The 14,609-nt window shown below is 49.1% G+C and carries 13 protein-coding genes; 8 read left to right on the top strand and 5 right to left on the bottom strand.

What is annotated here, in order from left to right:
- The 5 genes from ppsA to ACTHSP_RS11455 form a co-directional block, all read left to right on the top strand.
- Positions 1–1,902: phosphoenolpyruvate synthase (ppsA, locus tag ACTHSP_RS11475; RefSeq protein ID WP_440346124.1), on the top strand; the 1,902-nt coding region annotated here is incomplete at its 5' end.
- A 269-nt stretch (positions 1,903–2,171) separates the two neighbouring features.
- The gene (locus ACTHSP_RS11470; protein ID WP_049352596.1) at positions 2,172–2,876 is read left to right on the top strand and encodes a peptidoglycan DD-metalloendopeptidase family protein; all 705 of its coding nucleotides are present in this window, start codon (positions 2,172–2,174) and stop codon (positions 2,874–2,876) included.
- Positions 2,877–3,048: 172 nt separating this feature from the next.
- Positions 3,049–3,453: a hypothetical protein gene (locus tag ACTHSP_RS11465; RefSeq protein WP_440346123.1), complete on the top strand. Its 405-nt coding sequence runs from the start codon at positions 3,049–3,051 to the stop codon at positions 3,451–3,453.
- 282 nt (positions 3,454–3,735) lie between these two features.
- On the top strand, positions 3,736–4,695 hold the full coding sequence (locus ACTHSP_RS11460) for a DnaJ C-terminal domain-containing protein (protein WP_049352593.1): 960 nt from the start codon (positions 3,736–3,738) through the stop codon (positions 4,693–4,695).
- A gap of 15 nt (positions 4,696–4,710) precedes the next feature.
- Positions 4,711–5,001, top strand: coding sequence for a chaperone modulator CbpM (locus ACTHSP_RS11455; protein ID WP_003685006.1), 291 nt, complete (start codon positions 4,711–4,713; stop codon positions 4,999–5,001).
- A gap of 116 nt (positions 5,002–5,117) precedes the next feature.
- On the opposite strand, the gene ACTHSP_RS11450 is transcribed toward ACTHSP_RS11455, so the two are convergent.
- A complete protein-coding gene (locus ACTHSP_RS11450; RefSeq protein ID WP_036493904.1) occupies positions 5,118–5,312 on the bottom strand; it encodes a YbdD/YjiX family protein in 195 nt (64 codons plus the stop codon).
- On the bottom strand, positions 5,302–7,383 hold the full coding sequence (locus tag ACTHSP_RS11445) for a carbon starvation CstA family protein (RefSeq protein ID WP_371464492.1): 2,082 nt from the start codon (positions 7,381–7,383) through the stop codon (positions 5,302–5,304). The genes ACTHSP_RS11450 and ACTHSP_RS11445 overlap by 11 nt, the downstream gene beginning before the upstream one ends.
- A gap of 330 nt (positions 7,384–7,713) precedes the next feature.
- Here ACTHSP_RS11445 and ACTHSP_RS11440 point away from each other — a divergent pair, with 330 nt between their 5' ends.
- Positions 7,714–8,457, top strand: a complete 744-nt coding sequence (locus ACTHSP_RS11440; RefSeq protein WP_036493902.1) for a pseudouridine synthase — start codon at positions 7,714–7,716, stop codon at positions 8,455–8,457.
- A 59-nt stretch (positions 8,458–8,516) separates the two neighbouring features.
- On the opposite strand, the gene alr is transcribed toward ACTHSP_RS11440, so the two are convergent.
- Complete coding sequence (gene alr / locus ACTHSP_RS11435) at positions 8,517–9,575, bottom strand: alanine racemase (protein WP_049329139.1); 1,059 nt, start codon at positions 9,573–9,575, stop codon at positions 8,517–8,519.
- Positions 9,576–9,791: 216 nt separating this feature from the next.
- Here alr and ACTHSP_RS11430 point away from each other — a divergent pair, with 216 nt between their 5' ends.
- Entirely contained in the window at positions 9,792–10,253 is a 462-nt protein-coding gene (locus ACTHSP_RS11430; RefSeq protein WP_079453694.1) for a winged helix-turn-helix transcriptional regulator, read from the top strand.
- Between the two features lie 573 nt (positions 10,254–10,826).
- On the top strand, positions 10,827–12,164 hold the full coding sequence (locus ACTHSP_RS11425) for a GTPase/DUF3482 domain-containing protein (protein ID WP_049350575.1): 1,338 nt from the start codon (positions 10,827–10,829) through the stop codon (positions 12,162–12,164).
- A 74-nt stretch (positions 12,165–12,238) separates the two neighbouring features.
- On the opposite strand, the gene ACTHSP_RS11420 is transcribed toward ACTHSP_RS11425, so the two are convergent.
- Both ACTHSP_RS11420 and ACTHSP_RS11415 read right to left on the bottom strand, forming a co-directional pair.
- Positions 12,239–13,645 carry an efflux transporter outer membrane subunit gene (locus tag ACTHSP_RS11420; RefSeq protein WP_152333306.1) on the bottom strand — a complete coding sequence of 469 codons (1,407 nt, stop codon included), beginning with the start codon at positions 13,643–13,645 and terminating at the stop codon, positions 12,239–12,241.
- Positions 13,646–13,700: 55 nt separating this feature from the next.
- Positions 13,701–14,609 (bottom strand): efflux RND transporter permease subunit (locus ACTHSP_RS11415; RefSeq protein ID WP_440346122.1); only part of this gene is annotated, 909 nt, incomplete at its 5' end.

Genomic DNA, 14,609 nt, shown 5'->3' with positions numbered 1-14,609 from the left:
TTCGCTTCCCTGTACAACGACCGTGCCATTTCTTACCGTGTCCACAAAGGCTTCGAACACGACATCGTTGCCCTTTCTGCCGGCGTACAACGCATGGTGCGCTCTGACAGTGGTGCTTCCGGTGTGATGTTTACCATCGATACCGAATCCGGTTACGACCAAGTCGTTTTCGTTACCTCTTCTTACGGTCTGGGCGAAAACGTCGTACAAGGCGCGGTAAACCCTGACGAATTCTATGTATTCAAACCTACTTTGAAAGCAGGCAAACCGGCTATCCTGCGCAAAACCATGGGTTCAAAACAAATCAAAATGATCTTTACCGACAAAGCCGAAGCCGGTAAATCTGTCACCAACGTTGATGTACCTGCAGAAGACCGTCAACGCTTCTCCATTACCGATGCCGAAGTAACCGAGTTGGCTCATTACGCGCTGACCATCGAAAAACACTACGGCCGCCCAATGGACATCGAATGGGGCCGCGACGGCTTGGATGGTAAACTCTACATCCTGCAAGCACGCCCTGAAACCGTGAAATCTCAAGAAGACAGCAGCCGCAACCTGCGCCGCTTCTCTATCAACGGCGAAAAAGTTGTCTTGTGCGAAGGCCGAGCTATCGGTCAAAAAGTTGGCCAAGGTAAAGTTCGCTTGGTGAAAGATGCTTCCGAGATGGATTCCGTTGAAGCAGGCGACGTACTCGTTACCGACATGACCGACCCGGATTGGGAACCGGTAATGAAACGTGCTTCTGCCATCGTTACCAACCGTGGCGGCCGTACCTGCCACGCAGCGATTATCGCGCGTGAATTGGGTATTCCGGCTGTCGTAGGTTGTGGCGACGCTACCGATCTGTTGTCCGAAGGCCAAGAAGTTACCGTATCTTGTGCCGAAGGCGATACCGGCTTCATCTACTCCGGCTTGCTGGACGTACAAATTACCGATGTTGCTTTGGACAACATGCCTAAAGCGCCTGTAAAAGTAATGATGAACGTTGGTAACCCTGAATTGGCATTCAGCTTCGCCAACCTGCCTAGCGAAGGTATCGGCTTGGCGCGTATGGAATTCATCATCAACCGTCAAATCGGTATCCATCCTAAAGCCTTGTTAGAATTCGATAAACAAGACGATGAATTGCAAGCGGAAATTACCCGCCGCATCGCTGGCTACGCCTCTCCTATTGACTTCTATGTCGATAAAATCGCAGAAGGTGTGGCAACTTTGGCTGCTTCGGTTTATCCACGCAAAACCATTGTTCGTATGTCTGACTTCAAATCCAACGAGTACGCTAACTTGGTGAGCGGCAGCATCTACGAACCGCACGAAGAAAACCCAATGTTGGGCTTCCGTGGTGCAGCGCGTTATGTAGCCGATAACTTCAAAGACTGCTTCGCGCTCGAGTGCAAAGCCTTGAAACGCGTTCGCGATGAAATGGGTTTGACCAACGTCGAAATCATGATTCCATTTGTTCGTACTTTGGGTGAAGCAGAAGCTGTTGTTAAAGCCCTGAAAGAAAACGGTTTGGAACGCGGCAAAAACGGCCTGCGCCTGATCATGATGTGCGAGTTGCCAAGCAACGCTGTATTGGCAGAACAATTCCTGCAATACTTCGACGGCTTCTCCATCGGCTCTAACGACATGACCCAGCTGACCCTCGGCCTCGACCGTGACAGCGGTTTGGTATCTGACTCCTTCGACGAGCGTAACCCTGCCGTTAAAGTGATGTTGCACTTGGCAATCTCTGCTTGCCGCAAACAAAACAAATACGTCGGTATTTGCGGTCAAGGCCCATCAGACCATCCAGACTTTGCCAAATGGCTGGTTGAAGAAGGTATCGAGAGCGTATCGCTCAACCCTGATACCGTCATTGAAACCTGGCTGTATTTGGCTAACGAATTGAACAAATAAGTTCGATAAGACAAAAATCCCCTGCCCGTTTATCCCGGCAGGGGATTTTTATTGCCTTATTCAATGCCGTCTGAAAAAACTTTCACTTTCTTTTACCTTAATAAAAAAATCCTTTATCATCAAAATGATAAAAAAATATACCGCCATATTCACAAATTTTCAATGTTAATATACTGCTTCTCTGTATTTTATCCCATGCCTTTTGAGTGAACCTTTTCTCACTCTTCCTATCTATCATATATAGCATAACGATACATTTAAAATATCCCATGAATACAAACTTTATTTCCACCTTTCAGACGGCCTTGAAACGTCTGGCACTCATCAGCACCATTGCCGTCTTAGCAGCCTGTGCCGGCAACAATACCTCTTCCAACCGTGCCGTACCTGACGGCTACTACAAAGTCCGCCCTGGCGATACCCTGACCCAAATCGCCAAACGCTACGGACAAAATGTCAATACACTGGTTGCCTGGAATAATCTTCCCAACGCCTCACAAATCGAAGTCGGCCAAGTTTTGCGCGTCCGCCGTCATGTTGCCCCACGCAGCACTGCAACACAGCAACACCAAACCACTGCCGTTACCCCGATCAACCAATTGAACCTGCAATGGCCGACCGATAACGCCTCATCCTCCATTATCCAACGCTACAACGGCACCACCAGCAAAGGCATAGATATTGCAGGCACACAAGGCCAACAAATCCGTTCCGCCGCAGCCGGTACCATCATCTACGTTGGCGAAGAAGTCCGCGGCTACGGCAAGCTAATTTTGATCAGCCACAATGAATACACCATTACCGCCTATGCCCACAACGACACGCTTTTGGTACAAAAAGATCAAAAAGTCCAAGCAGGTCAAGTTATCGCCACCATGGGCAACAGCGATTCAGACAACGTCAAGCTGCATTTTGAAGTACGTCTAAACGGCAAAGCAGTCGATCCTCTGCCTTATTTGACCAGAACAAATTAATACCTCAATTTAAAGGCCGTCTGAAATAACTTTATTTCAGACGGCCTTTTGATTTGTCTTATCATAACACCCATCTCAACAAAGCGTTTACCAACTTAACTTATGTTGATTGAGTGTAAATGCCGTTATACAATAACAACTCTTTTTAACATTCCATTTCAGGTACCCTACTATGTCTCCTAACCGTATCCTTGCAACCGCATTCTTGTTTGCATCTGCATTTGCCAGCGCAGATGTCCATATTGATGAAAGCATCCCTTACCGCGACAAAGAAGAAATCGATACCCGTATCGTTTCGGAATGTTTAGAAGTAGGCAGTATTATGTCCAAATCTTTGCAAGAAACTGCAGCCAAAAGCGATGTAACTGTTATCCGTGACGGTAAAAAACAAGGCACATACGCAGATATCGCCATTACTTCCGCTATGAGCGCAGGCAATGCCTTTATCGGTCACGCCAAAGGTATGGCGGTTTCAGCCGCTTTGTATGTTGACGGCAAACAAGTTAATAAAAAACCTTCACCCGCAACTCTTCCGGCGGCATGTTTGGCGCTTATAAAAGCTCTTGCGCCGTCTTGAACCGCACTTCTAAAGTATTGGGTTCAGATATTGCCCAATGGGTGGTCCGCGAACAAAAAAACGCTCAAGATAAATAAAACCCCAATTTGATAAAGGCCGTCTGAAAAACCGTATTTCAGACGGCCTATATATTTTCTATTTCTCTAGGAACAAAGAAATAAATTATCCATTAATCATTGTCAGAAATAGAGAATTTTATTTCTAACGCCCTTGATTTTAGAATACCTACCCTCAATTATTAACACCATAAGAATTTTGTATATGAGCAGTCAAAGGAATAACATGGCAGAAAAAAACTATTATGAAATACTGGGCGTTACCAAAGATGCGGATGAGGCCGAAATCAAAAAAGCCTACCGAAAACTGGTGCGCAAATACCACCCCGATGTCAGCAAAGAACCTGACGCAGCCGAACGTACGGTAGAAATCAACCGTGCCTACGAAACGCTTTCCGACAAAGAAAAGCGGGCTGAATACGATGAAATGTTGGCTAATCCTTACGGACACAGCACCAGAGGCAATCCGTTTGGTCAAGGAAGCAATCCGTTTGGCAATGGATTCAATGGTGGTGGCTTCCGCTATGAACGTCATGAAGGCGAGCCGTTCGGAGCGGGAGACTTCAATTTTGAAGATCTGTTTTCATCATTCCGCCAATCCCACACTCGTTCAGAACAACCCCGAGGCCCAATAAAAGGCGAGGATCAACATGCTGAATTGAGTATTGATATTTATGCAGCGTATGTTGGTGCAGAACGTAGCATGACTTTGAATGTGCCGACTCTAGACGAATACGGACGTGCGGTTTATCAAAATAAAACCCTCAACGTTAAAATTCCCAAAGGTATTGCAGAAGGCCAACAAATCCGTTTGGCCGGTCAAGGTTTGCCGGGATACAACGGCGGGGAAAACGGTGACTTGTACTTAAAAATTAAGTTCCACGACCAACCTGATTTATATGTCAAAAACAGGAAAGACGTATATCAAACAATAGATGTCAAACCTTGGGAAGCCGTATTGGGCGGCAAAATCATCGTCCCTACCGCTTCAGGCCGCTTACAGGTCAATCTGCCTGCCAACAGCCAAAGCGGTAAAAGCATCCGCCTTAAAGGCAAAGGTATTCCTGCAAAAGAAGCCGGAGACCTTTATCTTAATATCCGCATTAATGTTCCGCCAGTAGAGAGCGAAGCCGACCGTGCCGCATGGGAAAAATTGGCCGAACACTTTGCCGCAAAACAAGCATAAGAGAAAGGATAAATTATGATTCAGTCCTCCGATATTACCCTTACTTTTGAAGAAATCGTTGCCGCCAGCCGCTGCCGTCGCGATTGGCTGTTGGAACTTATAGCAGAAGACATCATCAGCATCGATGGCGCGCCCGAAAAAAGCACCTTCAGTGGTTTTCATCTTGCCCGCATCCGTCGCGCACAACGCTTAAGCCGTGATTTTGAGGCCGGCATTCCCGCATTGGGGCTGATTATGCGGCTGTTAGACGAGGTGGAAGAACTCAGAAAAATACAGCGTCCGCTGGTACTACTCGAAGAAGAGTAAATATCGACAAGTTGTTCGATTAAATATTGATGACAAAAAAAGTTTTTGATGTTTATTGATATTCTATAATGAAAGGCCGTCTGAAAGTATTTTCAGACGGCCTTTTTATGCCTTAATTAACAACAGCGTCCGCCGTTGCCGCCGCAACGGCGTTTGCGGCAGTAGTCTTGAAATTGCAGCTCAGTCATGACCGGCGCGTTGGGATTATGTCTGCGCTGGCGGGCAACGTAGTTTTCATAATCTGGAACACCGGCCATCAAGTTTGCTGTCAGCTTGATGGTTTTCCACCAAGATGCAAGCTTATGCTTCATTCTGAGCCTCCGGCTGTTTACCGTCGCGGTACACTGCTGGAATTTCTTTAGCAGTTGGCCAGCCGACTTTGCGGGCTTTCATGGCAGTATGGAAACCGTATACGGCGACAATCACGACAACTGCCAGGAACAAAGCGGTCAGACCGGCATTGATTTGGTCGTTGAAGATGATTTGTGACATTTCGCCAATGTCTTTAGCTGGAGCAAGGACTTTGCCTGAAGCCAAGGCATCGCGGTATTTGCCTGCGTGAGCCAAGAAGCTGACGCGGGGGTCGCTGTGGAACAGTTTTTGCAAACCGGCATAGCAGGTGACAAACAATACGCCGAAAGCAGGAACCAAAGTTACCCAAACATAGCGGTCGCGTTTCATTTTCACCAATACAACGGTACACATAATCAACGCTACGCCTGCCAGCATTTGGTTGGCGATGCCGAACAAAGGCCAGAGCGAGTTGATGCCGCCCAAGGGGTCGGTCACGCCGGTGTAGAGGAAGTAGCCCCACAATGCCACGGCGAAGAAGGTCGCAATCAGGTTGGCAGGGATGGAGTCGGTGTTGCCGAAAGGTTTGTAGAAGATGCTGCCCAAGTCTTGAATCATGAAACGGGCAACGCGTGTACCGGCGTCAACCGCGGTCAAGATGAACAAGGCTTCAAACAGCAAGGCAAAGTGATACCAGAACGCCATCATGGCTTCGCCCGGAATCAGACGGCTCATGATGTGTGCCATACCGACTGCGAGGGTAGGCGCACCGCCTGCACGGGACAGAATGGTGTTTTCGCCTACTTCTTTAGCAGTGTGCAACAGGGTTGCGGCATCAACAGGGAAGTTCAGTTTAGTGGTGATGACTTCGGCAGCTGTGTTGGCATCCGTACCAATCAGCGCGGCCGGGCTGTTCATCGCGAAGTACACGCCTGGATCAAGCGAAGCGGCGGCGGCCAGAGCCATAATGGCCACAAAGCTTTCCATAATCATGCCGCCGTAACCGATCATACGGACGTGGGTTTCGTTTTCCACCATTTTTGGCGTGGTACCTGAAGAAATCAGCGCATGGAAGCCTGAAACCGCACCACAAGCAATGGTAATGAACAAGAATGGGAACAATGCACCGGAGAATACCGGGCCTGAACCATCGATAAAGTGGGTAACTGCAGGCATTTGCAGAGTCGGGTTAACAATGACGATACCCAAAGCCAAAGCTGCAATCGTACCGATTTTCAGGAAGGTAGACAGATAATCGCGCGGAGTCAGCAAGAGCCAAACCGGCAATACGGAAGCCACGAAACCGTAAATCATAATCGCCCAAGTCAGCTGAATGCCGTCAAGATCAAACCAGTGACCGAAGGAGCTGTGGGCAACATCTTCACCGTAAATCACAGCCAACATCAGCAAAATAAAGCCGACGATGGAAATCTCACCAATTTTGCCCGGACGGATATAACGGGTGTAGATACCCATAAACAGGGCAATCGGCATGGTTGCCGCGATGGTAAACGTACCCCAAGGGCTGTGAACCAATGCTTTCACAACGATCAGCGCCAACACCGCCATAATGATGACCATAATCATCAAAATACCGATGGAGGCAATCACGCCTGGGACGGTACCGAGTTCTTGTTTCACGATATCGCCCAAAGACTTACCGTCACGGCGCATAGAAACAAACAGTACCATCATATCCTGTACGGCACCGGCAAACACCACGCCGAAGATAATCCACAAAGTACCGGGCAGATAACCCATTTGCGCTGCCAATACAGGACCAACCAGAGGGCCTGCGCCGGCAATAGCGGCAAAGTGGTGACCGAACAGTACGCCTTTATGTGTGGGTACATAGTCCAAGCCGTCATTATGGCGTTCTGCCGGAGTCAGACGGTTAGGATCAAGCTGCATCACACGGTTGGCAATGTAAAGACTGTAAAAACGGTAGGCAATGCAGTATACCGAAATGGCGGCCGTAACCATCCAAATCGCACTGACCTGCTCGCCACGGCTGAGAGCTAAAGTGGTAAAGGAGGCCAAGCCTACCAAAACCACAATGCCCCAGATCAAAAATGATTTGAGCGATTTCATTGATTTATCCTTAAAACGTGATGCACCAAGGCTTGCTTTAGCGACAAACTGCCTTAATGCGCTTCAGAAAGACCAGTCATTATAGTCTTCATGATTTCATGAGTGAAATGTCATTTCAACCCCAATTCGACTGAAAACAAAATGATTAGTTCGTCCGTAAGGTTAACACAAACAGACAATATACCCTTCATTTTTTACTTCAAAACCAAATATTCCTTAACATATAGCAAACGAAAGGCCGTCTGAAAACCCAAATATTCAGTTTTCAGACGGCCTGACAAACGGTCAATGCTATAATCCGATATTCCCATTTCTCTATATTGCCATACCATGCAAAACAACGATTCCGAAACCATGCGCCTCTCCAAACGCATGGCGCAATTAGGCTTATGCTCGCGCCGCGAGGCAGACAGCTACATCGAGCAAGGCTGGGTCAAAGTAAACGGCCAAACCGCCGTACTCGGTCAAAAAGTCACCGAGCGTGACCGCATCGACCTCAACAAACAAGCCCATGAAAAACAAGCAGCGCGCGTAACCATCCTGCTGAACAAACCTGTCGGCTACGTCAGCGCGCAGGCAGAAAAAGGCTATAAATCTGCCGCAGAACTCATTACCGCCGACAACCATTGGGAAGGCGACGACAGCCGTATCCCTTTCAGCGAAAAGCACAAATTCGGCTTAGCCCCTGCCGGCCGCTTGGACATTGACTCTGTCGGATTGTTGGTACTCACTCAGGACGGCCGTATTGCCAAACAACTGATTGGCGAAAACAGCAGCAGCGAAAAAGAATACCTTGTCCGCGTCCGTGGCAAACTGGACGACAAAGGCCTCGCTCTGCTCAACCACGGCTTGAGTTTGGACGGAGAAAAATTGCGCCCCGCCAAAGTCGAATGGCAAAACGAAGACCAGTTGCGCTTTATTTTGCGACAAGGCAAAAAACGACAAATCCGCCGCATGTGCGAACTGGTCGGCCTGCGCGTTGTCGGTTTGAAACGCATCCGCATGGGCAAAGTCAAACTCGGCAGACTGCCGCCGGGCAAATGGCGTTATTTACGCGCTGACGAATCGTTTTAATTGCAGATAACAAAAAGGCCGTCTGAAAATATATTTCAGACGGCCTTATCTTTTACTGCTTACTCAATATACGTAAACTTCGCACGTTTGATATTGCATAGGATTTCGTATGGAATCATACCGGCAACTTCGGAAACTTCATTGATATTAATCACATCACCCCAAAGCTCGACTTCCGCGCCCAAGCCCTCTTTCGAGGCTTCCAGTTCAACCGTAATCATATCCATAGATACCCTGCCGATAATACGGCTACGCTTACCATCCACGGCCACAGGGGAATTAGTAGAAGCGCGACGCGGATAACCGTCTGCATAGCCGCAGGCAATCAAACCGACACGGGTAGATTTGCTGGTGTAGAACGTTGCGCCGTAGCCAATCGGAGAATGCGGCTGCAACACGCGCTCGCCGAAAACGCGAGAAGTCAGGCGCATAACCGGTTTCAAACGCTCATCCACGCCGCCGAAAGGCGAAATACCATATAAGGCCAGACCGGCACGTCCCCAATCGCGGCGTGCTTCAGGCACGTTCAAGATCGCGGCGGAATTGGCCAAGCTCTCCTCGCCTTCCAAACCCTCACACGCCAAATCAAACGCTTCAAGCTGCATTTCGGTCATGCCGTTTTCCGGTTCGTCCGCGCAGGCAAAATGGCTGAATTTCACAATATTTCCAACCGATTCGGATTGTTTCAATGCAGTATAGGCAGCGGCATAGTTGTGTGGAAAGAAACCGGCACGGTGCATACCTGAGTCCATTTTCAGCCATACGGTTGTCGGGCTTTGCCACTCATGATGCGCAAACGCCTCCAGCTGCCATTGGCTACCGATTGCCGGCCACAAATCATAACGGTCAACATCCGCATACTCCGCATCCTCAAATACGCCTTCCAACAAAACAATCGGATTTTTAATGCCGTTTTGACGCAACTCCACGCCTTCATCTACCGTTGCCACCGCAAAGCCGTCGGCAATATCCGCCAACGCGTGTGCACATCTGACCGCACCATGCCCGTAAGCATCGGCCTTAATCACAGCCAACAATTTATTGCCGTGCAACTCTTTGAGAAAACGATAATTTTGACGTAAATTATCCAAACGGATTTGCGCATTGAGCGGACGCATAATGTATTCCTCTTATCGGCATTTCGTTTCAGACGGCCTGCCCTATTACTTTGAAGTAAATATTATAGGTCAAAAACCACACAGGATTCCATGAAATACACAAGAATAATCTATTCATAATTTAGACCTCATGCTCTCCTTCAGGCATTTATGCTTCTTCTCAAGCTGTTTTAAGGTTATGATTCAATCCAAATGAAAACGACAGACATCAAGGCCATGAAAGAACTCGACAAAACCGACTTAAAAATTCTCAAGCTCCTACAACAAAATGCACGCATCCCCATGACCGAATTGGCTGAAAAAGTCGGCCTCTCCACCACGCCGGTAACCGAACGCGTCCGCCGCTTGGAACGCGACAACCTTATTACCGGCTATCATGCCCATCTGAATCCCCATGCTTTAGGTCAAAGCCTCTTGGTCTTTGTCGAGCTAAAACTGCGCTCCAAATCCGGCAATATTTTTGAAGACTTCAAACGCGAAGTGCTGAAGATTCCGCAAATTCTAGAATGCCACTTAGTCTCCGGCGAATACGACTACCTTATCAAAGTCCGCCTGCCCAATATGTCCGCCTATCGCGATATGCTCGGCAATATCCTGCTGCAACTGCCGGCTGCGTCCGAAAGCCGCAGCTATGTTGTCATGGAAGAAGTCAAAGAAGAAGTGGTATTAGACATCTAATTCTATTCAACCAACAAAGGCCGTCTGAAAGATTACAACATTCAGACGGCCTTTATTTTAAATAGGCAAAAAAAAATGCACACATCCGACAGAATGTGTGCCAAGTCTACAAAGGAGAAATAGAGGAGAAACTATTAACTGACTACTCGAACCAGCTAACGAAACGAATTATGCAACAAGAGCTTCAACCGCGCAAGTATTTTTCTTGTAAAATTTCTTAATTATTCGATTTACAAATTTTAAATGTAATCATATTTCAATGCGGATAAAAAAATGCGCATACCGTTTCGATATGCGCCAAGTCTACAAAGGAGAAATAGAGGAGAAAAATCAAGCTGCATCAAGCAACTCAACGGCGCGAATTATCCTAGCCTTCTACCCCCCTGTCAACTGTTTTCCCATCTATTTTCAAGTATTTTGCTAAAAAACAACAAATCCGCTATTCCCCTCTTTTTCTTGCTATTTTCGCCCATATTTAAGAAATTTAGGGCCGTCTGAATCATATATTGCCACTCAAGATAAACGGCTCCATACTCACACATTCATCGTCCATATCAACCCAACCCAAAGACCATGACCACCCCACTCTCCCTTGCCGTCGTCGGCCATACCAACACAGGCAAAACCTCGCTCTTACGTACGCTTTTGCGCGACAGCACCTTCGGCGAAGTGAAAAACGCGCCATCCACCACGCGCCATGTCGAAGAAGCCCTCATCAACGATGGCGACGACAGCTTGGTTTACCTCTACGACACACCCGGTCTTGAAGATGCAGGCGGCGTGTTGGACTGGCTGGAAACCCATACATCCGCACGCGATGACGGCATTGAGCGCATCCAGCAATTCCTCAGCAGTCATGAGGCGCATCACGAGTTCAACCAAGAGGCCAAAGTGCTGCGCCAAGTCATGCAAAGCGATATGGCCATGTACGTCATCGATGCGCGGGAACCCGTCCTCGACAAATACAAAGACGAGCTGACCATTTTGTCTTGGTGCGCCAAGCCCATCATGCCCGTGTTCAACTTTACCCAAAATCAAGACCTGACCACTTGGACCAACATGCTCGCCCGTCGAACCCTGCATGTTTACGCCGGTTTCGATACCGTTGCCTTCGACTTTGAAGGCGAAATCCGATTGTGGGACAACCTTGCCACCATGTTACCTAAGCGTGACATCCTCGACCGCCTCATCAATATGCGCCGTCGCGAGTGGCAACGGCTGGATACGGAAGCGCGTCGTGAAATTGCCGATTTTCTGCTGGATGCCGCCGCATTTACCCAAGAAATTGCCGAAAACGACGACCCTGCCCCGACTTTGGAAGTCATGCAATCGGAAATCCGCCAACTTGAGCGGCAAATGCAACAACGCCTGTTCACACTTTACCACTTCTATCACGACGAAGTCGGCAGCGACAGCACATGGATGCCCAAAGCCTTCAAACAAGATCCGTTTGACAGCGAGTTGCTCAAACATTACGGCATCCGTACCGGTACCGGCGCAACCGCAGGCGCGCTCATCGGCTTAGGCTTGGATATTGCCACGCTTGGCGGATCACTTGGTTTGGGTACAGCCATTGGCGGACTATTGGGCGGTATTTTGCCCAATGCCCAAGACATCACCGACAAAATCAACGGCCGACAAACCCTGCATACCGATCCGGAAACCCTTACCCTACTTGCCGCACGCGCACTGGATTTGTTGCACGTCTTGCAAACGCGCGGCCATGCGGCTCAATCACACATCGAGCTAAAAGAACGCAAAGCGCCCTGGAATGCGGCCAAATTGCCAAGCGAACTCAACAAAGCGCGCAGCAACCGCAAATGGTCTTCGCTCAACACACACCAGCCAGAAGCCAGCCGTAACGAACGCGCAGCCTATGTCGCCACTTTAAGCGAAAAATTAAAAGCTTAGAATTACCGCATAACAAAAAGGCCGTCTGAAATCCAAATGTTTCAGACGGCCTTTTAATCTTAGCAGGCAAATACTTATTCAGCAGCTTTGGTTTCGCGTTTCAAACCGCCGCCAAGTGCTTTATACAAGTCGGCAAGGTTTTCCAAACGGGTCAGCTGATTGGCCAAAAGAGCAGTTTCTGCGCTGTAACTGCTGCGCTCGGCATCCAGCAAATCCAATGCGCTGGATACGCCATGTTTGTAGCGCAGGCTGATGAGGCGCAGGCTGTCGTTGTAGGCGCGGCTTTGTTTGCTCAAAGCGTCATAGCTTTTATCCAGCTGTTCGCGTGCAACCAACGCATTGGAAACGTCTTTAAATGCGGATTGAACGGCGGCTTCATAAGCAACGATTTGTGCTTGTTGGCGCAGTTTGGCTACGTCAAGATTGGCTTTGTTTGTACCCCAGTCAAAGATAGGCAGAGTGATGGATGGTGCAAAAGCCCAAATACCCGTACCGCTCTTAAACAGGCCGCTCAACTCGCCGGAAGCTGTACCGACCGAACCGGTCAGACTGATGCGTGGGAAAAACGCCGCCCGTGCCGCGCCGATATTGGCATTGGCTTGTTTGAGCGCGTGTTCGGCTGCACGGATATCCGGACGGTTGAGCAATACTTCCGAACTCAAACCGGCAGGCAGTTTGGTCATTTTGAACTGCTTGCTCAAAGGCAGACCGGCAGGCAGGTCTTCGGGCAAGGGTTGATTAATCAACATAGCCAAGGAATTGCGCGCTTGCTCGCGGTTTTTCACCGCGGATGCGTAATCGGCTTTGGCTGATTCAATCAGCGCTTCCTGTTGGCGCAAATCAACGGCGGAAATCACGCCGGCCTTATGGCGTAATTGCGAGAGCTTGTAAGTCGCTTCACGGGTTTGCAACACACGTTGTGCCAATGCCATGGTTTCTTCCGCGTAGCGTTCGTTAAAGTAGGCTTTGGCAACGGTAGAAATCAGGGTCAAATGGGCGGCATCGCGGTTTGCGGCCACATTGAAATAACCTTGCAACGCGGCTTCACTGGTACTGCGGACACGGCCGAAGAGGTCAAGTTCATAAGAGGCTGCGCCCAAACCCACGCTGTATTGGCTGCTGACGCTGCCGCCGCTCAAGCTGCCTTGACGCGAACCTGTACCGCTGGCATTAACGGTTGGCAACAAGTTATTACGCGCAATCATGTACTGTTTGCGGTAGATTTCCGCATTCAGCGCAGCTGTACGCAAATCGGTATTGCGTTCCAATGCGATGTCAATCAGGCGGTGAAGGCGAGGATCAGCAAAGTAATCTTGCCAACCCAATTCAGCGGCACGGATACCGTCGTCAACAGTGTCGTATTTAAACGTATCGGCAACGGCAACTTGAGGCTGCTCATATTTCGGCATCATGGTACAGGCCGACAAAGCCACAGCTGCGGCAACGGCGGTCAATACAGGTTTGAATGTAATCTTCTTCATTTTAGAATCCTTTAGCATTTTGAGGCCGTCTGAAAATTTTCAGACGGCCTTTGCTTTAGTGCTTGTCTGAATCGTGTTTACCGTCTTCAATCATGCCGGCTTCAGCGGCGTGTTTGGCGGCCATCTCATGCTCGTGTGCAGTTTCTTTAAAGAATTTACGCACAACCACATAGAACAAAGGCACAAGGAATACGGACAGAATCGTACCGATCAACATACCCCAGAACACGGTCGTACCAATCGCACGTTGGCTGGCGGAGCTGGCACCGCTGGCAACATAGAGCGGTACCACGCCCAAGATGAAGGCGAACGAAGTCATGATAATCGGACGGAAACGCAGGTGTGCGGCGGCAAGCGCAGCTTCAAGCGCGCTCTTGCCTTGCGCTTGCAGGTCTTTGGCAAACTCGATAATCAAAATCGCGTTTTTCGCACTCAAACCCATCACTGTAACGAAACCGACTTGGAAGTAGATATCGTTGGCGTATGCCGGAATACTGCCCAGCAATGCTTCAAACATGTTACGGCCGGTTACACCCAATGCCGCGCCAATCAAGCCCAACGGAATCACAAGGATAACCGCCAACGGGATAGACCAGCTTTCGTACAAAGCAGCCAATACTAAGAATACAGCGGCAGCAGCCAATGCGTACAACACGACAGTTTGCGAGCTGCCTTTAGCCTCTTCACGAGACTGACCGCCCCATTCCAGACTGTAACCGCCGCCCATTTCATCAACCATTTGCTGCACCGCAGCCATGGCTTGACCGGAAGATACGCCATTAACAGGAGAGCCGGAAAGCTCCATTGCCGGATAACCATTGAAGCGGACGCTTTGTTCCATACCGTTTTCCCAAGAAACAGTAGCAATGGTAGAAAGCGGTACGGCCACGCCGGATTTGTTCGGTACAGTCAGGTTCAGAATATCGGCAGGCTGCATACGGGCACTCGCATCAGCTTGTACCAT

This window comes from Neisseria sp. P0001.S005, assembly GCF_051963715.1.
Note: the sequence above shows the minus strand (reverse complement) of the source record. Positions and strands in the feature narration are given on the sequence as shown.